Source organism: Ruegeria sp. CDSA193, from assembly GCF_059611885.1.
In genome coordinates this window covers 36,248-60,733 of the sequence record NZ_JBXWPN010000010.1, presented here as the reverse complement: position 1 = coordinate 60,733, position 24,486 = coordinate 36,248, and the positions used below count along the sequence as shown (strand labels likewise).

At 57.6% G+C, this 24,486-nt stretch carries 25 protein-coding genes and 1 riboswitch; of the genes, 10 read left to right on the top strand and 15 right to left on the bottom strand.

All coding sequences use genetic code 11. The features are described 5' to 3' along the window. Positions 1–89 precede the first annotated feature (89 nt). The 5 genes from AC2FLG_RS17600 to AC2FLG_RS17580 all read left to right on the top strand — a co-directional run bounded on the left by AC2FLG_RS17600 (position 90) and on the right by AC2FLG_RS17580 (position 5,692). Complete coding sequence (locus AC2FLG_RS17600) at positions 90–1,004, top strand: Hint domain-containing protein (RefSeq protein ID WP_496707315.1); 915 nt, start codon at positions 90–92, stop codon at positions 1,002–1,004. A 39-nt stretch (positions 1,005–1,043) separates the two neighbouring features. After that, entirely contained in the window at positions 1,044–1,778 is a 735-nt protein-coding gene (gene mtgA, locus AC2FLG_RS17595) for a monofunctional biosynthetic peptidoglycan transglycosylase (RefSeq protein ID WP_496707313.1), read from the top strand. A gap of 58 nt (positions 1,779–1,836) precedes the next feature. Then, positions 1,837–2,502 (top strand): FtsZ-binding protein FzlA, encoded by a 666-nt coding sequence (gene fzlA / locus AC2FLG_RS17590; protein ID WP_496707311.1) that lies wholly within the window; start codon positions 1,837–1,839, stop codon positions 2,500–2,502. Positions 2,503–2,578: 76 nt separating this feature from the next. After that, entirely contained in the window at positions 2,579–3,616 is a 1,038-nt protein-coding gene (queG, locus tag AC2FLG_RS17585) for a tRNA epoxyqueuosine(34) reductase QueG (protein WP_496707310.1), read from the top strand. A gap of 72 nt (positions 3,617–3,688) precedes the next feature. After that, positions 3,689–5,692, top strand: coding sequence for a hydantoinase/oxoprolinase N-terminal domain-containing protein (locus tag AC2FLG_RS17580; protein ID WP_496707308.1), 2,004 nt, complete (start codon positions 3,689–3,691; stop codon positions 5,690–5,692). A gap of 21 nt (positions 5,693–5,713) precedes the next feature. On the opposite strand, the gene msrA is transcribed toward AC2FLG_RS17580, so the two are convergent. The 3 genes from msrA to AC2FLG_RS17565 all read right to left on the bottom strand — a co-directional run bounded on the left by msrA (position 5,714) and on the right by AC2FLG_RS17565 (position 7,641). After that, positions 5,714–6,223, bottom strand: a complete 510-nt coding sequence (gene msrA / locus AC2FLG_RS17575) for a peptide-methionine (S)-S-oxide reductase MsrA (RefSeq protein ID WP_496707306.1) — start codon at positions 6,221–6,223, stop codon at positions 5,714–5,716. Beyond that, positions 6,220–6,669, bottom strand: a complete 450-nt coding sequence (msrB, locus tag AC2FLG_RS17570) for a peptide-methionine (R)-S-oxide reductase MsrB (RefSeq protein ID WP_282022324.1) — start codon at positions 6,667–6,669, stop codon at positions 6,220–6,222. The genes msrA and msrB overlap by 4 nt, the downstream gene beginning before the upstream one ends. Before the next feature lie 93 nt (positions 6,670–6,762). After that, positions 6,763–7,641: a DMT family transporter gene (locus tag AC2FLG_RS17565; RefSeq protein WP_496703193.1), complete on the bottom strand. Its 879-nt coding sequence runs from the start codon at positions 7,639–7,641 to the stop codon at positions 6,763–6,765. Positions 7,642–7,780: 139 nt separating this feature from the next. Here AC2FLG_RS17565 and AC2FLG_RS17560 point away from each other — a divergent pair, with 139 nt between their 5' ends. Continuing rightward, positions 7,781–8,977 carry a BCCT family transporter gene (locus AC2FLG_RS17560; protein ID WP_142640264.1) on the top strand — a complete coding sequence of 399 codons (1,197 nt, stop codon included), beginning with the start codon at positions 7,781–7,783 and terminating at the stop codon, positions 8,975–8,977. Between the two features lie 223 nt (positions 8,978–9,200). On the opposite strand, the gene dxs is transcribed toward AC2FLG_RS17560, so the two are convergent. The 6 genes from dxs to AC2FLG_RS17530 all read right to left on the bottom strand — a co-directional run bounded on the left by dxs (position 9,201) and on the right by AC2FLG_RS17530 (position 14,457). Further along, positions 9,201–11,129, bottom strand: coding sequence for a 1-deoxy-D-xylulose-5-phosphate synthase (gene dxs / locus AC2FLG_RS17555; protein ID WP_496707303.1), 1,929 nt, complete (start codon positions 11,127–11,129; stop codon positions 9,201–9,203). A 16-nt stretch (positions 11,130–11,145) separates the two neighbouring features. Then, positions 11,146–12,012 (bottom strand): polyprenyl synthetase family protein, encoded by an 867-nt coding sequence (locus tag AC2FLG_RS17550; protein ID WP_496707301.1) that lies wholly within the window; start codon positions 12,010–12,012, stop codon positions 11,146–11,148. Further along, on the bottom strand, positions 12,013–12,255 hold the full coding sequence (locus tag AC2FLG_RS17545; RefSeq protein ID WP_037313918.1) for an exodeoxyribonuclease VII small subunit: 243 nt from the start codon (positions 12,253–12,255) through the stop codon (positions 12,013–12,015). Next, a complete protein-coding gene (locus tag AC2FLG_RS17540) occupies positions 12,252–13,178 on the bottom strand; it encodes a histone deacetylase family protein (protein ID WP_496702834.1) in 927 nt (308 codons plus the stop codon). The genes AC2FLG_RS17545 and AC2FLG_RS17540 overlap by 4 nt, the downstream gene beginning before the upstream one ends. Positions 13,179–13,246: 68 nt before the next feature. Further along, entirely contained in the window at positions 13,247–13,948 is a 702-nt protein-coding gene (locus tag AC2FLG_RS17535) for a response regulator (RefSeq protein WP_142640254.1), read from the bottom strand. Next, positions 13,945–14,457 carry a MarR family winged helix-turn-helix transcriptional regulator gene (locus AC2FLG_RS17530; RefSeq protein WP_142640252.1) on the bottom strand — a complete coding sequence of 171 codons (513 nt, stop codon included), beginning with the start codon at positions 14,455–14,457 and terminating at the stop codon, positions 13,945–13,947. Before AC2FLG_RS17530 ends, AC2FLG_RS17535 begins: the two co-directional genes overlap by 4 nt. A gap of 160 nt (positions 14,458–14,617) precedes the next feature. Here AC2FLG_RS17530 and AC2FLG_RS17525 point away from each other — a divergent pair, with 160 nt between their 5' ends. After that, a complete protein-coding gene (locus AC2FLG_RS17525; protein WP_271951706.1) occupies positions 14,618–15,484 on the top strand; it encodes a branched-chain amino acid aminotransferase in 867 nt (288 codons plus the stop codon). A 1,250-nt stretch (positions 15,485–16,734) separates the two neighbouring features. Here AC2FLG_RS17525 and cobO read toward each other — a convergent pair. The 5 genes from cobO to AC2FLG_RS17500 all read right to left on the bottom strand — a co-directional run bounded on the left by cobO (position 16,735) and on the right by AC2FLG_RS17500 (position 20,662). Next, on the bottom strand, positions 16,735–17,334 hold the full coding sequence (cobO, locus tag AC2FLG_RS17520) for a cob(I)yrinic acid a,c-diamide adenosyltransferase (protein WP_496707298.1): 600 nt from the start codon (positions 17,332–17,334) through the stop codon (positions 16,735–16,737). Between the two features lie 56 nt (positions 17,335–17,390). Beyond that, complete coding sequence (locus AC2FLG_RS17515; RefSeq protein WP_496707296.1) at positions 17,391–18,326, bottom strand: DMT family transporter; 936 nt, start codon at positions 18,324–18,326, stop codon at positions 17,391–17,393. A 54-nt stretch (positions 18,327–18,380) separates the two neighbouring features. Continuing rightward, the gene (locus AC2FLG_RS17510; protein ID WP_496707294.1) at positions 18,381–19,043 is read right to left on the bottom strand and encodes an HD domain-containing protein; all 663 of its coding nucleotides are present in this window, start codon (positions 19,041–19,043) and stop codon (positions 18,381–18,383) included. Next, entirely contained in the window at positions 19,027–20,127 is a 1,101-nt protein-coding gene (gene aroC / locus AC2FLG_RS17505; RefSeq protein WP_496707292.1) for a chorismate synthase, read from the bottom strand. Before aroC ends, AC2FLG_RS17510 begins: the two co-directional genes overlap by 17 nt. 94 nt (positions 20,128–20,221) lie before the next feature. Continuing rightward, on the bottom strand, positions 20,222–20,662 hold the full coding sequence (locus AC2FLG_RS17500) for a 6,7-dimethyl-8-ribityllumazine synthase (protein ID WP_142640236.1): 441 nt from the start codon (positions 20,660–20,662) through the stop codon (positions 20,222–20,224). 128 nt (positions 20,663–20,790) lie between these two features. Beyond that, a riboswitch (FMN riboswitch) is annotated at positions 20,791–20,936 on the bottom strand. Positions 20,937–20,990: 54 nt separating this feature from the next. On the opposite strand from AC2FLG_RS17500, the gene AC2FLG_RS17495 reads away from it, so the two are divergent. After that, entirely contained in the window at positions 20,991–21,605 is a 615-nt protein-coding gene (locus AC2FLG_RS17495; protein WP_142640234.1) for an FMN-binding negative transcriptional regulator, read from the top strand. A gap of 13 nt (positions 21,606–21,618) precedes the next feature. Here AC2FLG_RS17495 and AC2FLG_RS17490 read toward each other — a convergent pair whose 3' ends face one another. Beyond that, the gene (locus AC2FLG_RS17490; protein ID WP_496692653.1) at positions 21,619–22,062 is read right to left on the bottom strand and encodes a c-type cytochrome; all 444 of its coding nucleotides are present in this window, start codon (positions 22,060–22,062) and stop codon (positions 21,619–21,621) included. 485 nt (positions 22,063–22,547) lie between these two features. Between AC2FLG_RS17490 and petA the strand changes: the two genes are divergently transcribed. After that, positions 22,548–23,132 (top strand): ubiquinol-cytochrome c reductase iron-sulfur subunit, encoded by a 585-nt coding sequence (petA, locus tag AC2FLG_RS17485; protein WP_142640296.1) that lies wholly within the window; start codon positions 22,548–22,550, stop codon positions 23,130–23,132. An 11-nt stretch (positions 23,133–23,143) separates the two neighbouring features. After that, on the top strand, positions 23,144–24,475 hold the full coding sequence (gene petB / locus AC2FLG_RS17480) for a cytochrome b (protein ID WP_142640230.1): 1,332 nt from the start codon (positions 23,144–23,146) through the stop codon (positions 24,473–24,475). Positions 24,476–24,486 lie beyond the last annotated feature (11 nt).

Below are 24,486 nucleotides of genomic sequence, written 5' to 3'. Positions count from 1 at the left end.
GGCCCAATAAGCCTAGATTTCGTCACTTTTTGTTCGGAAGTTGCGGTTAGGCTGCTGTGCAGTCGTGCGAACGCGTAGGAGTCTGTTAGATGCCAACCACCTATCTTGATCAGTTTTATTCGTTTGACCCCGCGAATCCGCCACCGGGCGGTACATCGGTAGTTGTTGATAAATTCAACCTCACCGATGTGGATGACGATGGCGAGATCGACGCGCCCAGCGGGGATACGGTAAACGGCCAGGATGTTACTTCGTCGTGGCCGGGTGATGTTGTTACGATTAACGTGACAGGCGTTGGCAATGTCACCTATACCGGCACGACCTTCTATCTTGCTGACGGAACCCGTGTCTTTACACCAACAGACGGGCAGGTTCTGCAACCGGGCACGTTTGTCTCATCAACCTTTGTCAACACGCAGGGGCCGCTAGATGTTGGCAATCTTGGCCCGCCCTGTTTCACCCCCGGAACGCTGATCGAAACGCCTGATGGCCCGCGTCTTATCGAAGATCTGAAGCCCGGCGATATGGTCATCACATCGGACAACGGTGCGCAGCCGCTGCTTTGGGTGGGGCGGACCACGGTTGAGGCCGAAGGCAAGCTGGCGCCGATCCGGTTTGAGGCTGGCGTGCTAGGGCTGGAACAGCCTTTGATCGTGTCGCCACAGCACCGGATGCTGGTCTCGGACTGGCGGGCGCCGTATTTGTTCGGCCATTCCGAAGTGCTGATCGCAGCGCATTGCCTGGTCAACGGGGATTCTGTTACGCGTGTTGAGGGTGGTCAGATCGACTATATTCATCTTCTATTTTCGCGCCATGAGATCGTCATTGCAAATGGGGCCAAAAGCGAAAGTTATTACCCTGGGCACGCGCTCTCTCAGTCTGACGCCGAGACAAAGGCTGAAGTTCTGGCCCTGTTTCCCGAATTGCAGACCCGCGACGCGGTCCTGCCAGAAACCGCCCGCCCCGTGATACGCCCGCGCGAGGCGCGCGCTTTGGCGATTTAATCCGTTCCAAACATCGTCGCCGCGTCGTATAGCAACAATATGGCAAAGAAAGCAGCGCGCAAATCGAGCAGTAAGAAAAGCAAGGCGTCGAAGGCAAAGAACCAGACACAATCGCGGATTCGCCGCTGGGTGACCCGCGCGGTATTGGGTCTGGTTGCGTTTGTTGTGGCGCTTGTGGTGCTTTTTTCTGTGGTGAATCCCCCGGTAACCCATACGATCTGGTCTGAATGGCGGCGGCTGGGCAAGGTTCAGCGCGATTGGGTGCCGATTGAACAGATCTCGCCCGTCATGGCGCGATCCGTGGTGGCGGCAGAGGATGCCAATTTCTGCCTGCACTGGGGGTTTGATGTCGATGCCATTCGCGATGCTTTGGAGGAAGGCGGTACACGTGGCGCCTCAACCATCACGCAGCAAGTGGTGAAGAATGTGTTCCTGTGGCAGGGGCGCAGTTGGGTGCGTAAGGCGCTTGAGACATCTCTCACCCCCGTGGTCGAGATTTTCTGGAGCAAGCAGCGCATTCTCGAGGTCTATTTGAACGTGGCCGAGACTGGCGAAGGTGTGTTTGGCGTTGAGGCCGCAGCCCAGCGCAACTTCAATGTGACCGCGGCCCAGCTGTCGCCAGTTCAGGCCGCACGTATTGCCGCAATCCTGCCTTCTCCCAGAAACAGGTCCGTTCGGGATCCGTCGGTCCGCACACGCAGACGGGCTGCCTCGATCCTCGATGGGGCGGCCACCATTCGCGCAGATGGTCGCGCGGATTGTTTCGAGGATTGAAACCCAAGGCCCTGCAAGGCTAAAGCTTGAGTGTATTCACTGGTTCGATTGGAAGCCCATGGCGCGTTTGTTTCATGTTCCCTTGTCCCCCTTCTGCCGCAAGGTGCGCCTGTCACTGGCGGAAAAGAAGATTGAGGTTGAATTGGTCGAGGAGAAATACTGGGAGAAAGATCCCGATTTCCTGCGCCGCAACCCGGCCGGAAAAGTCCCGGTTCTGCGTCTGGACGGAAAGATCATGTCCGAAAGCAACGCTATTTGCGAATATATTGAGGAAACCCGGCCCGATCCTGCGCTGATGCCCAAAACGCCCGAGGCGCGATATGAAGTGCGCCGGTTGGTATCCTGGTTTGATGACAAGTTCCATCACGAGGTGACATCCAAACTGGTTTATGAGCGCGTGAACAAGAAAGTTACCGGTCAGGGCTATCCTGACAGCAAAAATGTCAAGCAAGGTGCCAAGGCCATCAAATATCATCTGGATTACATGGCCTGGTTGCTGGATCACCGCCGTTGGCTGGCCGGGGATCAGATGACATTGGCCGATTTTGCGGCTGCGGCGCATCTATCGGCGCTGGACTATATCTCGGACGTAGATTGGAATCGGTCTCAGGCAGTTAAAGACTGGTATGCCAAGATCAAATCCCGACCTGCTTTCCGGTCGATTCTGGCGGATCAGGTTCCTGGGTTCAGGCCGCCCACCCATTACGCAGATCTGGATTTCTGATAGGGTCGCACAAGGGGGGCTGTTTGCCCCCCATCGCGCCTTGGGGCGCGATTCCCCCGAAGGTATTTAGGGCCAGATGAAGAGCGGATCGGGTTTAAAGGATAGGCTGGTGGCACAGGCGCTGAGCGAGGGCTTTGTGTCTTGTCGCATTTGTCGCCCGTGGGATGTCCCCGAAGTGCCCGCCCGGCTGGAGGCGTTCCTGCAGGCCGAATATCACGGGCAAATGGGATGGATGGCCGAGCGGACCCATTGGCGAGGCGATCCGGCAGCGCTCTGGCCCGAGGCGAAATCGGTGATCATGTTGGCAGAAAGCTATGCGCCCGAACATGATCCAACCGAGATTCTGGATCACCCCGAGAAGGGGGCGATCTCAGTCTATGCGCAGAACAAGGACTATCACGACCTGGTCAAGAAGCGGCTCAAAAGGTTAGCCCGCTGGTTGATAGCCGAGGCTGGTGGCGAGGTGAAGGTATTTGTCGATACCGCCCCGGTTCCGGAAAAGGCCTTGGGTCATGCTGCGGGGTTGGGATGGCAGGGTAAGCACACCAATCTTGTAAGTCGCGATTGGGGAAATTGGGCCTTTATAGGGTCTGTTTTTACAACTCTGGACCTACCTTCGGATCAAGCAGAGGTGGATCACTGTGGATCCTGCCGGGCCTGTTTGGCCGCCTGTCCGACAGACGCATTCCCGGCGCCTTATCAGTTGGACGCGCGGCGCTGCATTTCTTACCTGACAATCGAACACAAGGGTCCGGTTGATCATGACCTGCGCGCGAAACTCGGCAATCGGATCTATGGTTGCGATGATTGCCTTGCCGCCTGCCCCTGGAACAAATTCGCAGTCACGGCAAGTGACATGCGCTATGCAGCGCGTGAGGATCTGAAGGCTCCTCGGCTGGCGGAATTGGCTGGCCTGGACGATCCGGTATTTCGAACGAAATTCTCGGGCTCTCCAATTAAGCGGATTGGACGGGACCGGTTTGTGCGAAATGTGCTGTACGCCATTGGCAACTCGGGCCTGCAGGGGTTGATACCGATTGCACAGGGTTTGACAGAGGATCCGGATTCAGCCGTGGCAGATGCCGCGCGCTGGGCAGTCAAACAACTCTCCTAGGTGCCGCAAACAGGCTGGACGTGTCGGTGCAAACCGCTAAACCCAATCACAGCGAACAGGAAGGAGAACCCGATGGCGCTGGCTTTGGGGGTTGATACAGGCGGAACCTATACGGATGCGGTGCTGGTCCGGGATGAGACTGAGGTGATTGCTTCAGCCAAGTCTCTGACAACGCGGGCTGATCTGGCGATTGGTGTCGGCAAGGCGATTTCTGCGGTGCTGACGCAGGCCCAGGTGTCGCCCGAGCAGATCTCGATGGCGTCCTTGTCAACGACATTGGCCACGAATGCGCTGGTCGAAGGGCAGGGTGGCCGGGTTGCTCTGATCTATATCGGGTTCAGGGAGAGTGATCTGGAAAAGCATGGTCTGCGGGATGCTTTGAATGGGGATCCAGCTTTGGTTGTGGCGGGCGGTCACACGCATGCTGGAACAGAGGCCAGGCCATTGGATGTTCAGGCGATTGAGGCCTTTTTAGACTCTAATTCTGGTATCTCCGGCTTCGCGGTGGCCGGGCAATTCGCCACCAGAAACCCGGCGCATGAACTTGAGGCCGCCCGCATTATTACTGATCGGACGGGTGCGCCGGTGACATGTTCGCACCATCTGTCGACCAAGTTGAATGGCCCAAAACGTGCGGTGACAGCGGTATTGAATGCAGGGTTGATTGGCATGATCGACCGCTTGATCGGACGGGCACAGGATCAGCTTGTGACGCTAGGAATTTCAGCGCCAATGATGGTGGTTCGTGGCGACGGAGCGTTGATGAGCGCCGAACAGGCGCGGGATCGACCGATTGAAACGATTTTGAGCGGCCCTGCGGCCTCGATCGTCGGGGCGCGCTGGCTAACGGGAGCCGAGAACGCGCTGGTATCAGATATCGGAGGTACCACGACCGATGTCGCCTTGATCCGGGATGGCAAGCCCGCCATTGATCCAGAAGGTGCCAGGGTTGGCGGCTTTCGCACCATGGTGGAGGCCGTCGCCATGCGGACCCACGGGTTGGGCGGGGACAGTCAGGTACATGTTGTAACCGAAGGGCTGGGCGGCGGCATCTTCCTGGGACCGCGCCGTGTTTTGCCCGTATCTCTGATCGCGTCAGAAGCGCCCGACGAGGTTCACACGGCCTTGGATGCGCAGTTGCGGGCCCCAACCGTGGGTGAACATGACACCCGGTTCGCACGTCTGGTACCGGGTGTTCATGCCGAAGGTCTGGGGGCAAGGGAAACCGCCCTGGTGGATCGCTTGGGGCAGAAGGTCCTGCCGCTGTCTGAATTGCTTAAAACGCGGATGGAGACAGGCGCACTTACTCGTTTGGTGGATCGTGGAATCGTTCAGGTATCCGGCGTGACACCTTCGGATGCCAGCCATGTCCTGGGCCGTTTGGATGCCTGGGACGCAGAGGCTGCACGCAAAGCGTTGGAACTAGTGGCGCGAAAACGGATTGGCACCGGTGATATGCTGGCTGCAACACCGGATCTGTTGGCGCAGATGATCGTTGATCAGCTGACCGAACAGACCTCTTTGACCTTGTTAGAGACCGCTTTTTCAGAAGAAGCCGAAGATTTCGGCGTTCCGGCACCCGATCTGGCCCGGCATGTTTTGACGCGGAAAGGTCTGGCCGGGCATCGCGGTTTGGTGGCGCTGGACGCGGCACTGAATGTGGATGTGATCGGTCTTGGGGCGTCGGCCCCCAGCTATTACCCCGCAGTCGGGGAAAGATTGCGATGCCGCATGATTCTGCCGGGACACGCGGGCGTGGCCAATGCGATTGGAGCAGTTGTTGGCAGGCTGACACTGCGCCGGGCCGGGACCGTCACGGCGCCATCCGAAGGGCGGTACAGGGTGCATCTTGAAGACGGGCCTCAGGACTTTAGCGATTCTGACGAGGCGATGGCGCTGCTGGAATCCATCCTGAGGGCTGAGGCGGAAGGAGAAGTGCGCGGGGCCGGTGCCGAGGATATCCGAGTGATCGTCGACCGGGATATCCGCACCGCCCGTATCGAAGCGCAGGAGGTCTTTGTTGAGGCAATGATCACTGTCGAGGCCAGTGGACGGCCGCGGGTGGCGTCGGACTAGCCCCTGATCCGGGGCTAATCCTTACTCGGCCGCGTCGCGTTTGGGCAGAACCCAATCCGGGCGCGGGAAATGGCAGGTATAGCCGTTCGGGATGCGTTCAAGATAATCCTGATGCTCGGGTTCGGCATCCCAGAAATCGCCAACGGGTTCCAGCTCGGTCACGACTTTGCCGGGCCAGATGCCACTGGCATTCACATCGGCAATGGTGTCCAGGGCGACCTGTTTCTGGGCGTCATCGACATAATAAATGGCCGAGCGATAGCTCATCCCCATGTCGTTCCCTTGCCGGTTCACCGTAGTCGGGTCATGGATCTGAAAGAAAAACTCAAGCAGATCGCGATAGGTGGTCACGGTAGGATCGTAAAAAATCTCGATCCCCTCGGCATGGGTGCCGTGGTTGCGATAAGTGGCGTTGGGCACGTCTCCACCAGTATATCCGACGCGAGTGCTGAAAACGCCCGGGCGTTTGCGGATCAGATCCTGCATGCCCCAAAAGCAGCCCCCGGCAAGAACGGCGCGATGTTCGGTCATTCGATCTCCTCCACATGAATCAGGAATTCGCCATAGCCTTCGGCTTCCATCTGATCGCGATGGACGAACCGCAATGAGGCTGAGTTGATACAGTATCGCAGCCCGCCATGTTCGCGGGGGCCGTCGGGAAATACATGCCCCAAATGGCTATCGCCATGTTTCGAGCGAACTTCGGTCCGGATCATACCCAGCGAGGCATCGTGAACCTCTTCAACATGCTCATGTACGATCGGCTTTGTGAAACTGGGCCAGCCGCAGCCGGATTCGTATTTATGCGCCGAGGCGAACAGAGGTTCACCCGAGACGATATCCACATAGATGCCGGGCTCTTTGTTGTTCAGCAGTTTGCCAGTGCCGGGCCGTTCGGTGCCGCTGTTTTGCGTGACGTGATATTCCTCGGGCGACAATGCGGCGATGGCCTCAGGGGATTTGGTGTAACGGGTCATGGCTCCTCCGGTCGCTTTGGTGGTTCGCTTTATAGATGGGGTTTGGCGGCGGAAAGCAAAGGGGGTTTTGCGTTCCTCGCGCTTATGTGTGGGTCAGGCCGGTTTTGCAGCGGGTTGGCGGGACAGTTGCACCGCCAGAATGCCCAGAGTGGTGATCAGCACCCCGACCGCATCCAGCGGCCCCAGTTTTTCCCCCAACAAGATCGCGGCGATGGTGACACCAAAGACCGGGTTGAGAAAGTGAAACGTGGCCGCCCGGGTTGCGCCGATCCGATCCAGCAGCAGGAACCAGATGAACGTGGCCAGAAGGCCGGGAAACAGAGTTGTATAGGTGAAGGCCAGGACCAGCGGCACCGTCAAGTGGATATGAATCGTTTCGAATACCGGTGCTGCAACAAACAGAATGGCCGATCCGACCAGCATCTGTAAGCCAACCACCATCATGAAATTCCCGCCCGATGTCGCCCCACGCACTGCGAGCGTGGCAAATGTCAGCGCAAGCGCTCCAATGCCACAAAGCATGACGCCGAACAGATCAACGCCGTCGCCGATCCGACTGCTCATGATCAGAGCAACACCGGCGAACCCGGCACACAGGCCTACAATTCCAACTGGCCGTAATCTGTCGCCCATAAACAGCCAACTGGCCAAGGCAACCAGCAATGGCATGGTCGAGGCGATGATGGCGGCAACAGAGGCCTCGATTGTTTGCATCGCATAGAAGTTTAGGCCCAAATAAAGGGCATTTTGACATATCCCGAACAGGATGGTGGCATACCATTGTGACCGCGTCAGCCGCCAGCTTTGGCCCATCGCCCGTGCAATCACGACGCCAATCAAACCCGAGATCAGAAACCGCAGAGCCAGGGAAAACAACGGCGATGCGTCCGCCACGATGATCCGGGCCGAGGTGAAGGCCGAAGACCAGATAAACGCAAATGTCAGCCCCATGGCCATTGCGCGAAAATCCATCGCGACCCCCTGTTCAGATTTTCGCGCACTGTTGACCGAATAAGCGCGCGCCGCAAGCAGTGCTGTTTTTATTGATTGATCAGCCAATAAACTATAACAGCGTCATGAACTGACATTAATGGGAGGATTGTCGGTGCTATTGGAGTACATACTATCATTTGGCGTCTTGCTGGCGTTGGGCCTTGTGGCCTTCTTTGTGGTGAAGTGGTGGAATCTGCGGATTGTCGGCGTGACGCCGGTTCATCTGTTCACCTTCATCGCGATCCTGTTCACATCCGGGTTGGATGTCGGCCTGATCATGTTTCCGCTGACCGAATTCGGCGGCTATGCCGAAGACCCCGCCTATGCGTTTGCCAACCCACTGGCGATCGAATTCGGGTTCTGGGGCTTTCTGATCTGGGCGTTCTACTTTCTGACTGCGTTCTATTTCTGTGTCATCGAGCCGCGCGTGAAGTTCTTTGAAATCCCGCTGGTCAAGCTGATCAACAATGTGGTCATCATCGGCACCTGCGCTTTCACCGCCAGCCTGTTCCTGATCTACCTGCCCGGCTACCTGCCCGAGGTCGGAGACGGCGAGTCAGTGGTCACCACCTTCTATGTCATCGTGTTTGTCGTCATTCTGGCAGCGGCCTATTCTTCGACCGACCTGAAATACGTGCGTATCCTGTCGGTGGGCTCGACCTTTTTGTTCCTGGCACTGATCCTGGGCATGTGGGTTGCTGCGGGCATGGGCGTGAATGGCTTTGTGGAAACCGGAAGCAATGTTGGTGCCTATTTCACCAACCTGCACAAGTTTGTCCTGCCGCTGACAGATTATCACGCCTTCTACCTGTTCTGGTGGTTTGCCTGGTCGATCATGATCGGCCAGTTCACATCTCGCTTTGTAGGTGGGCTGAAGACCTGGCAGCTACTGGCTGCTCTGCTGATCTTTCCGTCGATCCCCTTGGCGATCTGGTTCACCGTTCTCTACTATTACCACCTGAACGGCATCAGCACCGCAGGCATCACCAACATTGCGATGGTGATTGTGGGCGTGACCTTCGTGATCAACTCACTGGATTCGTTGATTAGGCTCTATACGGACAACCTGAACATGACAGTCGCCCGCTTTGGTAAAGCGATCTATGTGGCGGGCAATGTTGTGCTGCTGTTCGTCCTGACCTTGCTGTTCCAAAGCCAGTGGTTGCAGATCCAGTGGATCGGCGCAGTTGTTGTCGGCCTCTATCTGGCCTGTGTGGTTTATATCCTGATCACCAAACGCAAAGAGGTGCTGAGCATAACTGGGATGCCCGAAGACCGTGATCTGGATTTCCACAAGGTCGAGACGGTTCACTGATCAACATCGAGAAAAAGCTAATACGGGCGCCTCGGTGCCCGTATTTTTTTGGCCGCGACTGTGTAAGCAATGCGGAAAGGGTCAAAAAGGCCAAACAAAGCGACACGTGTGAAATCACAAACTTGCAATATCTTTTACTTATGTTGGCTTAGTTCAATCTTCACTCACTGAAGAGCTATCTTGAGGCACGCTCTTCCTTGGAGTTGATAACCTTAATGGTCCCTCAGGCGCGTTTTTCACCAATCGTGGCCACACCCAGAACAGACAGGACCTTGGCCTCGATCTGTTCGGCATTCATACCGGCAACCGCATACATATCCGCCGGGTTTGCCTGATCAATGAAGATATCCGGAAACACCATCGAGCGGTATTTAAGGCCCTGATCAAACACACCCTCATCGGCCAGTAGCTGCGCCACATGGCTGCCGAAACCGCCAATCGCACCCTCTTCGATGGTGATCAGCGCCTCATGATCGGAGGCCAGATCCAGGATCAGGTCGCGGTCCAGCGGTTTGGCGAAACGTGCATCGGCTATGGTAGGGGTTATGCCGCGCGCCGATAGGGCCTCGGCGGCTTTTTGTACTTCGGCCAAGCGCGTACCGAAAGACAGCAATGCCACGCGCGCGCCCTTCTGAATTATCCGGCCTTTGCCGATTTCAAGCACTACACCACGCTCGGGCAGGTCCACGCCCACGCCTTCACCGCGGGGATAGCGGAAGGCGATCGGGCCTTCGTCGTGGGCGACGGCGGTGGCCACCATATGCATCAGCTCGGCCTCATCTGCGGCGGCCATCACGACCATGCCCGGTAGGTTGGCCAGATAGGCAATGTCAAACGATCCGGCATGGGTCGCCCCATCAGCGCCCACCAGACCAGCGCGGTCGATGGCAAATCGCACGGGCAGGCGCTGAATGGCCACATCATGCACGACCTGATCATAGCCGCGCTGCAGGAAGGTCGAATACATAGTGCAGAACGGCTTCATCCCGCCCGCAGCCAAAGCCGCCGAGAACGTCACACCATGCTGTTCCGCAATCGCTACATCGAAACAACGTGACGGGTAGCGTTCGGCAAACAGGTTCAACCCGGTTCCATCGGGCATGGCGGCGGTGACGGCGACGATCTTGTCGTCCCGCGCGGCTTCTTCCACCAGGGTCTTGCCGAAGACCGACGTATAAGAGGGCGCGTTTGACGGCGCCTTCTTTTGCTCACCCGTCACAACATCGAATTTCGCGGTCGCGTGACCCTTGTCGCGGGCCTGCTCGGCGGGGGCATAGCCCTTGCCCTTTTTTGTCAGCACATGGATCAGGATCGGGCCGGTGGCCCGCGCCTTGACCGTGCGCAGCACCGGCAACAGCTGATCCATGTCGTGTCCGTCAATCGGGCCGAGATAGGAAAAGCCCAGTTCTTCGAATAAAGTACCCCCTACGGCCATGCCCTTGAGCATTTCCTTGGCGCGTTTGGCGCCTTCGCGGAACGGCTCCGGCAACAAGGACACCGCGCCCTTGGCGGCGGCCTTCAGATCGTGGAACGGTTCTTCGGCATAAATGCGCGACAGATAACTGGACAGGGCGCCAACCGGCGGTGCGATGCTCATTTCATTGTCGTTGAGGATAACGATCAGGCGCTTTTTCAGGTGGCCCGCATTGTTCATCGCCTCAAACGCCATACCCGCCGACATTGAACCATCGCCGATCACCGCAATCGCATCGCCTAGGCCTTCGGGCGTCACGCCACCCAGATCGCGCGCCACGGCAAAGCCAAGGGCCGCACTGATCGAGGTGCTGGAATGCGCCGCGCCAAACGGGTCATAGGGGCTTTCGCTGCGCTTGGTGAACCCGCTCAACCCACCGGGTTGGCGCAGAGTACGGATCCGGTCGCGCCGCCCGGTCAGGATTTTATGCGGATAGCACTGGTGCCCGACATCCCAGATGATTTTGTCACGCGGCGTATCGAATACCGCATGCAGCGCGGTGGTCAGTTCCACCACGCCCAGACCCGCACCCAGATGCCCGCCGGTGACCGATACGGCCGAGATCGTCTCGGCCCGTAATTCCTGCGCCACCTGATGCAGCTGCGCGTCCGAAAACTGCCGCAGGTCGGCCGGGCGGTTCACAAGATCCAGCAGAGGAGTGTTCGGGCGGTCAGACATATGGCGCGTTCCTGGCTTAGCTGTCCCGGGCAATAACGAAGCGGGCGGCGTCCTTCAAGGTTTCAGCCGACGCGCCATAGCCTTCCAACGCGGCGCAGGCCTGTTCCACCAGCTCCGCGGCACGGGTTCTGGCGGCGTCGAGGCCCAGCAGAGACACAAACGTGGCCTTTCCCGCCTCGGCATCCTTCTGAAGGCGCTTGCCCGCAATTTCGGCGTTACCCTCTATATCCAAGATGTCATCTGCGATTTGAAAAGCAAGACCAAGGGATTGGGCATATTGGCGCAAGGGCGCAAGATCAGCTTGGGCCAGACGCGCGCCGGCGCATGCAGACCACTCGATCAGCGCTCCGGTTTTTCCTGCCTGCAAATGGGTGATTTCTTCCAGCGTCAGCGGAGAGTCTGCCGATTCCGCCGCGATATCCAGCGCCTGGCCCAGCACCATGCCCTGCGCGCCGCTTGCTTGCGCCAGAGACAAGGCCAATTCCGCGCGAATTTCGGCGGGGCCAATTTCGGGACGGGTGCAAAGTTCGAATGCCAGCGTCTGCAACGCGTCGCCTGCCAGAACCGCGATGCCCTCATCCCATTTCACATGAACTGTCGGGCGCCCGCGACGCAAATCGTCGTCATCCATGCAGGGCAGGTCATCATGCACCAGAGAATAGGCGTGCAACGCCTCGATCCCCGTGGCAGGCCAGATCGCCCGCGCTGTATCCACATCATGCAGCCGCGCGCTTTCCAGCACCAAAAACCCGCGCAGACCTTTGCCGCCTTGCGTGGCATAGGCCATCGCCTGTGTCACATCCAGATCGTCCAGCGCACCCAGAACCAGATCAAAATGGTCCTGAATCAGCGTCGCATCCTGCGCCAGTCTTTCGCGAAACATTTACTGACCTTCGACAGGAGTCGTCCCGGTCGGTTGACCATCAGCGTCCAAGGTGATGGCGGCGACCTTTTCCTCGGCCCGTTTCAGCTCATCCTCGCAGCGTTTCTTCAGCGCCGCGCCGCGTTCATACAGGGCGATAGACTGATCCAGCGCCACATCGCCGCGCTCCAGCTGGCCGACAACGGCCTCAAGCTCTTTCATCGCCTGTTCGAATGTCATCTGGTCAACGGGTGTATCTGTCATCGGGCTGCCTTCATCAACTCTTCCACATGGGCACGTGTGGCCTCGGCCAAGGCTTTCAGATCATACCCGCCTTCCAAAGTCGAGACGATACGTCCCGCGCAATGCTCATCGGCAATCTTGCACAATTCGGTAGTGATCCAGGCGAAATCTTCGGTGGCCCAGTTCAGATTGGCCAGCGGATCATCCTGATGGGCGTCAAACCCGGCAGAGATTATGATCAGCTCGGGTTTGAAGGCGCGCAGTCGCGGGAAAGCCAATGTTTCGTAGGCGGCGCGCATCTCGGCGCCGCCAGTTCCGGGGGACAGTGGAATATTCAGGACGTTGTTAAAGGCGCCGGTCTCGTCGGCGCGGCCTGATCCCGGCCACAAGGGCATCTGCTGGCTGGTGATCACCAACGCGCGCGCCTCATCCCACAGCAGGTCTTGCGTGCCATTGCCATGGTGTACATCGAAATCCACCACAGCGACGCGACGCAGACCGTGATGATCCAACGCGTGTTTCACCCCCAATGCGGCGTTGCCGAACAGGCAGAACCCCATGGCGGTTTCATTCTCGGCGTGATGGCCGGGGGGGCGAATGGCACAGAACGCATTTGGGGCTTCTCCGCCCAGCACTAAATCCACGGCTTTTACCACAGCCCCTGCAGCCCTATAGGCCGCATCTACAGATCCCGGCGACATGAATGTATCGCCGTCCACTTGCCGGAATCCCTCTGTCGGGCGACTTTTGCGGATGTCGCGAATATGGCTTTCGGGGTGAATACGCAGCAGGTCATCATCGGCTGCAAGCGGCGCAGTCACACGATCCAGGTCCAGCCTATCCAGCGCATGAAGGATATGTTCCAGTCGCGCGACTTGTTCCGGATGCCCCTCGGGTGTCACGTGCCCAAGACAATCCGCATGGGTCAAAAGGGCAGTTTTCATCACAATCCCCTGTTCATCTGGTCAAAATACCTTCGCCGAAGGCAAAGAACCGCCACGCAGCGGCTCAATCAATCCGGTGCCAGCATGTACCCGGCCCCGCGCACGGTCTGCAGGTACCGGGGTTGTTTCGGGTCTTGCTCGATCTTGCGTCTCAGCCGTGTGATCTGCACATCCACGGCACGCTCCTGCGCCTGACCCTTATCACGGCCCAGATCCTCGACCAGCTTGGCGCGACTGATAGGGGCGCCGGGTTGGGCCGAGAAGATCTTCATCAGCTGGCTTTCCGTTGCGGTTAGGCGGACCGTTTCTTCGCCCCGCCACATCTCACCGCGCTCAACATCATAGCGGATCGGGCCGAGATGCAGAATCTTGGTTGCGGCATCCTGTGCCGGGGTTTCCGGCATCCGGCGCAGGATCGCATTGATCCGCAACAAAAGCTCTTTGGGCTCGAACGGTTTGGCCAGATAATCATCGGCCCCCGCCTCAAGCCCGGCGATACGGTGTTCGGTTTCGCCCCGCGCCGTCAGCAACAGGATCGGGGTGGTGTGGGTCTCGCGCAGGGCTCTGGTCAGGCTGACACCATCTTCGCCGGGCATCATCACATCCAGAACGATCATGTCGAAATCCAGCCCCGACAGCACCCGACGTGCATGGGCCGCATCCCGCGCCGCGGTCACCAGAAACCCGTTTCGCATCAGGAATTTCTTGAGCAGATCGCGAATACGCTCGTCATCGTCAACGATCAACAGATGGGCGTCCATATCACTCATGAGGTCGTATCCCGCAATTTGGTATAGGCATGACGCATATCAGCATCCATCATTGCTTCAAGCACTTTGCGAAACCCAGACACCGCTTCTGGGCCTGCGTCCTTATAGGCCGCGCGCATCCGCACGCGCTGGGCCTCGGACAGCCTGGTTTCAAGCGCCCTCCCGGCTTCGGTCAGAAACAGGTGCCGTTCGCGCTTGTCCACTGTACCGACCCTGCTTTCGACCAACCCATCGTCAATCAATGTCCGAAGGACCCGGTTCAGAGACTGTTTCGTCACCCCAAGAATAGCAAGCAGGTTATTGACGGTCGTCCCCGGCGCGCGATTTATGAAGTGGATAGCACGGTGGTGTGCCCGCCCATAGGCCAGCTGTGTCAGAATGCGATCCGGGTCCGCCGTGAACCCGCGATAGGCGAAAAACATCGCCTCGATCCCCTGCCGCAGCTGTTCATCCGTAAGAAACAACAGGCTTTCTCCGCCAAAGGCCTGGGCGGGGCGGGTATCTGACATATTCTGCCTCATTCGTTACACAGGTCCGAGTTTATGTCAGCGTTGTTGACATTCCAAGAGCGGACAGGTATCGAATCGCAGTTTTTGCGCAACTTTATGTCCACTTCGGACCTATATTGCGCAATAATCGGAATATTCAACCCAGGCAGGGAGGTTTCGCATGGCGGGGTATGATGATCGTGACGGTGTCATCTGGATGGATGGAGAACTTGTGCCCTGGCGCGAGGCGAATGTCCACATTCTGAGCCATGCGATGCACTATGCGTCTTCGGTCTTTGAGGGCGAGCGAGCCTATAACGGCAAAATTTTCAAAAGTCGGGAGCATTCTGAACGGCTGGTCGCCTCGGCCGAGGCGCTGGACATGCCGATGCCCTATACGATCGACCAGATCGAAGCGGCAAAGGAAGACGCGCTGAAGGCAAGCGGGTTGCAGGATGCCTATGTCCGTGCGCTGGTCTGGCGTGGTTCGGGCGAGGATATGGGCGTGGCCTCGGCCAAGAACCCGGTCCGCATGGCCGTAGCGGTCTGGCCCTGGGGTGCCTATTACGGCGACGCCAAGATGCAGGGCGCCAAGCTGGATATCGCGGAATGGAAGCGGCCCAGCCCTGAAACCATCCCGGTCCATGCCAAGGCGGCCGGGCTGTACATGATATGCACCATTTCCAAGCATAAGGCCGAGGCCAAGGGCTGCTCGGATGCGCTGTTCATGGACTGGCGTGGTTATGTTGCCGAGGCGACCGGGGCCAACGTGTTCTTCGTCAAAGACGGTGAGGTTCATACCCCGCTGGCCGATTGCTTTTTGAACGGCATCACCCGTCAAACCGTGATCCAGATGCTGAAAGACAAAGGCATCACCGTGCATGAGCGCCGCATCAAGCCCGAAGAGATGGCCGATTTCGAACAATGCTGGCTGACCGGCACCGCCGCCGAGGTCACGCCTGTGGGCCAGATCGGCGACTATACGTTCGAGGTCGGTGACCTCACCCGCGAAATCGCCGCAGATTACGAAAAACTGGTGCGGGCATAACCCGCAACCAAATTGAAACCCCGCCTTGGCGGGGTTATTTGCTTTTGGGCAACCGTCAGCTGCTACGGTTAGGTGTGTGAGTGCGTAAACTACCTTACAATGACCGAATTGAGCCCATAGTTACAGGTGCTGCACCTTGTCTTAGTGTTGGGTAAGGAGCTTTATGCGTTCTGGGTGCGAGGGGCATGGGATTCTCGAAGACACTCGCGGAAACTGAGGTTACGAAGTGGTCAGGTAGGGTATACCCGACTAGTACCATAATGATATGTACCCCTAGGGTGAGCATAAATCAGGCGCGCTGCCTTTGGTTGAGTGAGTGCTCTCTATGACAAAGCAACAAGCTAGGCTTTTGGGGATCGCGTCATCAATCGTGTGGTTTTGCTCCGGGTGTGTGGCTCTGTCAGAAAACGCCCCGGTTGACGTTTGGGAGCATTGTCGCGCTAACGATAGCTGCACGATTGAGTATGACCATTTATCCACGCAAGAAGGCGAGCCGTACTTGTTCATCGGATACGTCATGGATTCTGAACAAGCTCGATGGGGCCAGTTTCGAAGGGCAATTCAGGCATATCCAGATGTACAGAGCTGCCTCACAGAAGAAGAACAAAACAAAGAACGACCAAACCTACTTAAGTTTGATTGGGACAGAGTTGGTACGGGGCAAGGAGCCGCAGTCTGTGTGTTTCGGATAGCTAGAAGCCTGTCAAATCAAGATAGGATTCAAAACTGGTTTATATACCATCAATTTAAGATTGCGGGACCTCACAGGTCTCGAAGCGAAAACTTCGTGCCGACTAGAGACAATGAACCGGTTGCATCAATGACCGGCTATTGGACAGTAGAGCAGTACCGTAAACATACACCGTCAATGATTAGAACCTTAACCGGGTTTGATACGGTGATTAGGTACGAAGTGATATTGAAATTTTCTGATAATAATCAAACAGTTAGTGCATCGGTGCTTGCGACAACTAATTAATTTTAGGAAGCGAAACCCTTAGCAAAACTCCTACTTAACCGTGAATCAAGTCGAGTTGACCGGATCGGGCGGTTTTCATAATTCTTGTAAAGCGAACACTCAGGCAGCTCATAAAATGCTCCAAGCGTTCTTCTGAATTGGGAATGCTGTAGAGTTCATAGTCTGGGCGTTCAGGCCTGTGCGCAGTCAAGGGCAGTTTTGTCAGCTCATCAGACTATGCACTTGCATTCCTTCAACCCGGACTACTCGCTCTGCAAAGCAGACTCTAATCCTAGAAATCCACGCCGCGCTGAGCTTTGATTCCGGCCTGAAACGGGTGCTTTTCTTCGGTCATCTCAGTGACCAGATCAGCATAGTCACGCAGCGCCTGCGGGGCGTCGCGGCCGGTCAGGAACACGCTGGTCTTGTCGGACCGCGCCTTCAATCCGCCAATCACCTGATTCACCGTCAGATATTCATACCGCAGGGCAATATTGATCTCGTCCAGCACGACCAGATCATACTCACCGCTTTCCATCAGTGCCCGGGCCTTGTCAAAAGCGGCGTTGGCAGCAGCGATATCGCGTTCGCGGTCCTGAGTGTCCCAGGTAAAGCCTTCGCCCATCGTGTGCCAGGTGACCAAGTCGCGCTCTTCAAAGAACCGCCGCTCACCGGTTTTCCACTTGCCCTTGATGAACTGTACGACGGCGACTTTCTGACCCCATCCCAGCGCTCGGATCACGACACCAAACGCGGCCGAGGATTTGCCCTTGCCCTTGCCGGTATTGATCAGCACCAGACCACGGCCCGGGTCGACGGCCTCGGACACTTTTTTGCGGTGCTTGGCCTGCACCTGCTGCATCTTTTCTTTGTGATCCTGCGCGTCGCTCATTCGGGCACCTCTGTGATTGTTGGGCCCAAACTAGGGCAAGATTGAAAAAGGTAAAGTCACGCTTTGTGATCGGTCAGGGACCGGGCCTTGCCGCGTTCCAGCCCCAGCTGGTGTTCGCGCCAGATCACGACCACATTGCCCGCAATCACCAGCGTCGCACCCAACAGGATCGCAAGCGTCGGCAGCTCATCAAACCAGATATAGCCGATGAATATGGCAAACAGCATGGTGGTATAGTCATAAGGGGCCAGCATCGAGGCCTGACCAAAGCGATAGGACGAGGTGACCAGAATCTGTGCAACACCGCCGATCAACCCCATTATGATCATAATTAGAGCCTGATTAAGCGTCGGCATGGTCCAACCCCAAAACGCGGTCAGAGCTGAAAGCAGGGTAGCGGTCATCGAGAAATAGAACACGATCGCGGCCGGGTGATCCACCTTGACCAGCTGCCGGATGTGGATCTGAACAAAGGCACGGGCGAGTGTGGCCGCCAGCACGCAAAGCGCCCCGATTGTGGCTGCCATCTCCATCTGGGTGGTGCCCAGCCTGGGCCAAACCATAATCAGCACGCCCAACAATCCCAGCGCGACGGCACCGATGCGGATCATGCGAATGCGCTCGCCCAGAATCAGCGCGGCTAGGATCAGGGTGAAGATCGGCGTGGCATAGCCTATCGCTGTTACCTCGGGGAGTGGCAACAGGCTGAGACCCGTAAAGGTCAAACCCATGGCGCTGGTGCCCAGAACGCCGCGCCAGAAATGACCCATCGGCTTTTTGACCACAAAGCCTTTGGCCAGCTCTCCGCGCCAGATTAACCAGACGATGATGACCGGAATGGCGAAGAGCGACCGGAAGAACACCAGTTCACCGGGGGGGAAGTCCTCGGACAGTGCTTTGACCAGCGCCGACATTGAGGTGAACAGAACCAACGCAGCCAGTTTCAGGCCCACGGCAAGCATGGGTCGGTGGGAAGTCAGGGATTGTGCCATTGGCCGGGAACCTGAGCCTTTGACTGCGAAAGATCAACGATTGGATTGTACCAATCAGGCAGATTTCCACGTGTCGGGCAGGGGTTGGCCGATCTCTTCGCTGAACGCCTCAAGAAACCGGATCATCCGTGCCACACGCGCCTGTGCCAATTCGCGCCCGGTGGGCGTCAGCATGTCTGCCGGCAGGCTCAACAGTTTGACCTTCCAGTGATCAATCGAGAATTGCTGATCATTCAGATCGCGGGCAGTGGCAAAAGCATCCTCGGGATCATACAAGTCGCGACCCAGAGCACCTGACACAGCGAAGTTGCGCGCAATACCGATGGCCCCCAGCGCATCCAGCCGATCTGCGTCGCGAAGGATGCGGGCCTCGGGCGTTTCAGGCAGTATCCCGGCCGAGAAACTATGTGCGGCGATGGCGTGTTGAGTGGCATCGATTTCAGGCTGAGAAAACCCCAATTTCGCTAAAATAGGCTCTGATTCAGCCGCAGATTGGCGTGAGGCGAGGTGACGATCAGGGTCATCTTTGGGCAAGTTGACCAGGTCATGAAGATAGCTTGCCGCAAGCAGAACCCGAATATCTGCTTGCGTGTCCGCGATGGCCTGTACATTGATCCAAACGCGATCCAGATGCGCCAGATCATGGGCAGGATCTGTTTTCATGCGCTGCGCGACGATGCCGCGCAGCCGGGTGCGCAGCTCAGCCGATATGGCCACGGTTCTCGCCGATCTGACCCCGGTGCAACAGCAGGTGGTCAAGGATTACGCAGGCCATCATCGCTTCGCCAACCGGAACCGCACGGATGCCGACGCAAGGGTCATGGCGGCCTTTGGTGATGATCTCGGTCTCTTCTCCGGACTTGGTGATCGTTTTGCGCGTGGCCAGAATCGACGAGGTCGGTTTGACCGCAAAGCGTACGACTATATCCTGCCCGGTCGAAATCCCGCCCAGTATGCCGCCTGCGTGGTTCGAGCTGTATTGCGGGCCATTCTGCCCCATGAAAATCTCATCGGCATTGGCCTCGCCCGTCAGTTCAGCGGCGGCCATGCCTTCGCCGATCTCAACACCTTTGACTGCGTTGATCGACATCATCGCTGCGGCAAGATCAGTGTCTAACTTGGCATAAACTGGCGCACCAATCCCGGCAGGGACACCTCGCGCAACGACCTCAACCACTGCCCCGACCGAATTGCCGGACTTGCGTAACCCGTCTAAATAGGCGGCCCAATCTTCGGCGGCTGTCGCATCGGGCGTCCAGAATGGGTTCTGTTCAATCTGTGACCAATCGAAATTCGTGCGGTCGATCTTGTGCGGGCCAATCTGAGTCATGTACCCGGTGATCTGGACATTCGGCGCGATCTGCTTGATGGCTTCGCGGGCCAGGCCCCCGGCGGCAACGCGCGAGGCGGTTTCGCGCGCCGAGCTGCGGCCACCACCACGATAATCGCGGATACCGTATTTTTGCCAATAGGTGATATCAGCATGGCCAGGGCGGAACTTTTCCATGATATCGCCGTAGTCTTTTGACCGCTGATCGGTGTTCTCGATCATCAGCTGGACCGGAGTTCCGGTCGTCTGCCCTTCGAACACGCCGGACAGGATTTTCACCTGATCGGGCTCGCGCCGCTGGGTGGTGTATTTATTCTGTCCTGGTTTACGCTTGTCCAGCCAGTGCTGGATCACCTCTGCGTCGATGGTCACCCCCGGCGGGCAGCCATCAACAGTGGCACCCAAGGCGGGACCGTGGCTTTCACCCCAGGTGGTGACGCGGAAAAGATGGCCAAAGCTGTTCATCGACATAAGGCGTGCTCCTTCTGAGCATCGTGATTAGCGGGCAAGGCCCGTAGCCTCAAGCGGATTTGCGGTTGGGGCCCAGCACCCCAACCCTTTCCGGTCAGGCCGCCGAGGACAGCTGCGTCCGCATGGCGGTGATTTTCAACGCCGCCTGTGCCGCCTCGCGCCCCTTATCCACGAAATGCGCGCGGTAGATGGTATTGTGGTGGTCCGTCTCTTGATACTGGTGTGGCGTCAGCGAAACAGACAGAACCGGAACACCGGTATCCAGACCTGCGCGCATCAACCCGTCGACCACAGCTTGCGCCACGAAATCATGCCGGTAGATGCCGCCATCCACCACAAAGGCCGCGCAGGTCACAGCTGCATAGCGCCCAGTCTGGGCAAGATCGCGGGCCAGCAGGGGCATTTCGAATGCACCTGGAACGTCGAACACGTCCACTTGATCGGCGGGTATCAATTCCAGAAACCCGTCGAGTGCACGGTCGACAATATCGGCATGCCAGCTGGCCTTAACAAACGCATAGCGGGTGTGTGTCATCAAGATCTCCTTCCGGTTTGGTGGTCTGCTGGCGGTTGCGAAAACCGGTTCCCACTTTTCGCGGCCAGCACGACATGACACGTCACCCAAGGCGATCACGAGCAGGCGTGCGGGGTTACCGGCACACTGCACGTTCTCTTTCATCCGGACTGTAACCGTCGGCTCTGGCCTCTCACCAGATCTGCTGACACCCCGAAAAGGGGCCGCTCGCGGGCTTACGGGTCATCGCCCGCATACCGCCGGTGGGGAATTCCGCCCCGCCCTGAGAACGAGGCGCACCTTGCCAATAGGTGCGCGGTTCTGCAAGAGCTTTTGCAGGAGGACCGCCATGCACCCCAATCCCGCCTTCCGCGCCGAGGATCGTGACAGTCATATTGCTTTTGCGCGCGAGCGCGCATTTGGTGTTTTGGCTTTGTCAGCGGACCAGGGGCCTTTGCTTAGCCATGTGCCGTTTCTGTTGTCAGAAGATGGCGCAGAAGCCTCGCTGCATCTGGTGCGGTCCAATCCGATCGTCCGGGCATTGAATGAACCGCGCACGGTTCGAATCGCTGTATCGGGGCCTGACGGATATATCTCGCCCGACTGGTACGGGATTGAGGATCAGGTGCCCACTTGGAACTATGTGGCGGTGCACCTGACCGGAACGCTTTCGCTTCTTCCGCAGGACGCATTGCGCGATTTACTCGATCGTCAGTCGGATTTTTATGAGCGCCGGTTGAACCCCAAGCCACCCTGGAGCGCCAGCAAGATGAGCGCTGAGGCTCTGGACAAGATGATGCGCATGATTGTGCCCTGCAAGTTGCAGGTAGATGACATTCAGGGCACCTGGAAGCTGAACCAGAACAAGCCGGACGATGTCCGTCTAGCCGCCGCAGATCATGTGGCGGTAGACGGGTTCGGAAGCGAGACCACTCACCTCGCCGCGCTCATGCGGTCTAGGTGAGCGGACGGGCTGGTCAGTTGCTGAAGGTCGCCAGATAAGCGGCGACATCCTCAGCCCCTTTTTTCAGTTTGACGCTCATGTTCGGACGGGCGGTTTCGTCATCCAGATAGTCCCTCAGGAAAACAATCGGGTCCTGCGAATATTCGACGATGTTTTCCTGTGTCCAGACCAGCCCTTCCTGGCCTGCACGGATCATGTCATCGGTGTACATCCCGATTGGTAGGCGTTCGCTTCCGTTCAGGTAATCGGTTTCTGTTCCGGCCACCCGGCCTACGACCCCATAGAGATTCGGCCCGGTGATGCCGCCTTTGACCAGAACTTTTCCATCTTTGATAATTGCATGGCACGAAGAGCACCGATTGTAGAGGCTTTCCCCCTTTGCCGGATCGCCGGCGGCGAAGGATTGCGATGAAAGAGTCAGGGCGAAGGTCAGAGTGGCTGTAAAAAGCTTTGGCATGGAAAAATCCCGTTAAGGTTGGTCCTGTTACAGGCCCTTGGGACATTCCAGCCAAATGTTCAATCGAATTGAGACTCATCTAGTGTGTTGAAAAATATCTATTTTTAACTCATTATTTTTACCAAGGTAGATTCAATCGAAGTGGATTTTTGCGTGGCAAAATCAGGTCAGAATTTTGCAGATTTTCGCCGATCAACAGTCTTCGGTTCTGTGTTGTGAGGGTGTTTTCGTTGCCTGGTTGCCATCCGAATCACTCCCTGTACCACCCGCGCGGCAGGGCAAACGTTCACGGGTAATCCGGCCCATCCCTTGAAAAAAACGCCTTTCGTTGTGACATGAATGCCAAGATGCGGCGTAGTGCGCGCCTATGACCGCTGGACGAACCGATTTCTCCCGGATAGATAGCCGCGATGAGACGCCGCTTTGATGCGGTGCTGATGCATGTTTGCCCGGTATTGCCGGGCGCCGGAATCGGAGAAAACCTCGTGTCCCACGCAGAAGACCACGAAGGCACCCGCAGAGATTTCCTCTACTACGTCGCAGGCGGCGCAGGTGTCGTTGCGACGGGTGCAGCCGTATGGCCCCTGATCAACCAAATGAACCCCTCGGCAGACGTTCAGGCGCTGTCCTCGATCCGCGTGGATGTGAGCGGTGTCGAGCCCGGAACCCAGCTGACCGTCAAATGGTTGGGCAAACCCGTGTTCATCCGTCACCGCACCGGTGTCGAAATCGACGAAGCGCAGAAGCAGGACGCCGATGGCGTGGATGCCCTGCCTGACCCGCTGGCCCGTAACTTCAATCTGAATGCTGATGCACCGGCCACGGATGCAAACCGCGTGATGCCGTCGCCGGAAGGCGAAGCGGCCGGTGCCTGGATCGTCCAGATGGGCGTCTGTACTCACCTCGGTTGTGTCCCGCTGGGCGATGCTGGTGACTTTGGCGGCTGGTTCTGCCCCTGCCACGGCTCGCATTACGATATGGCTGGCCGTATCCGCAAAGGTCCTGCACCTGAAAACCTGCCCGTTCCGCCCGCTGAGTGGACGGACGCCAGCACCATCAAACTCGGCTAAGGGAGACCCAGATGTCCGGAATTCCCCACGATCACTATGAGCCGAAGACAAGTGGCGAGAAGTGGCTGAACAGCCGCCTGCCCATCGTCGGCCTGATCTATGACACCCTGATGATCCCAACCCCCAAGAACCTGAACTGGTGGTGGATCTGGGGCATCGTCCTGGCGTTTTGCCTGGTCCTGCAAATTGTCACCGGTATCGTACTGGTGATGCACTACACTCCGCATGTTGATCTGGCCTTTGCTAGCATCGAGCACATCATGCGCAACGTGAATGGCGGCTATATGCTGCGGTATCTGCACATGAACGGCGCATCGCTGTTCTTTGTCGCGGTATACATCCACATCTTCCGTGGCCTGTTCTATGGCTCGTACAAAGCCCCGCGCGAGGTTACGTGGATCATCGGGATGCTGATTTATCTCTGCATGATGGGCACTGCCTTTATGGGCTATGTTCTGCCCTGGGGTCAGATGTCCTTCTGGGGTGCGACCGTGATCACCGGCCTGTTTGGTGCGATCCCGTTTGTGGGTGACGCGATCCAGACTTGGCTGCTGGGCGGACCGGCTGTGGACAACGCCACGCTGAACCGCTTTTTCTCGCTGCACTACCTGCTGCCCTTTGTAATTGCGGCGCTGGTCATCGTGCATGTCTGGGCTTTCCACACCACCGGCAACAACAACCCGACAGGTGTTGAGGTTCGCCGCGGTTCGAAAGCCGAGGCCGAGAAAGACACGCTGCCCTTCTGGCCTTACTTCGTGATCAAGGACCTGTTCGCACTGGCGGTCATCTTGGTTGTGTTCTGGGCGATTGTTGGTTTCATGCCGAACTATCTGGGCCACCCGGATAACTACATCGAAGCCAACCCGCTGGTAACACCGGCACATATCGTGCCCGAATGGTACTTCTTGCCGTTCTACGCGATCCTGCGTGCCTTTACCGGCGAGGTCTGGGTTGTTCAATTCGCCAGCTTCATCACCGGCGGCATCATTGACGCCAAGTTCTTTGGTGTCCTGGCGATGTTTGGTGCGATCCTGGCTATGGCTCTGGCGCCGTGGCTGGACACGTCGACCGTACGTTCGGGTAAATACCGGCCGATGTTCAAATGGTGGTTCTACCTGCTGATCGTCGACTTCTTTGCCCTGATGTGGCTGGGTGCGATGCCCGCAGAAGAGCCCTATGCGACCTTCTCGTTAATCGCATCGGCCTACTGGTTCGGCTATTTCTTCGTGATCCTGCCGGTTCTGGGTGTCATCGAAAAACCCGATGCACAGCCGGAAACCATCGAAGAAGACTTCAACGCGCATTATGGCAAGGCTGACGCCGATGCCACGCCGGCCGAGTAAGAAGAGGGACC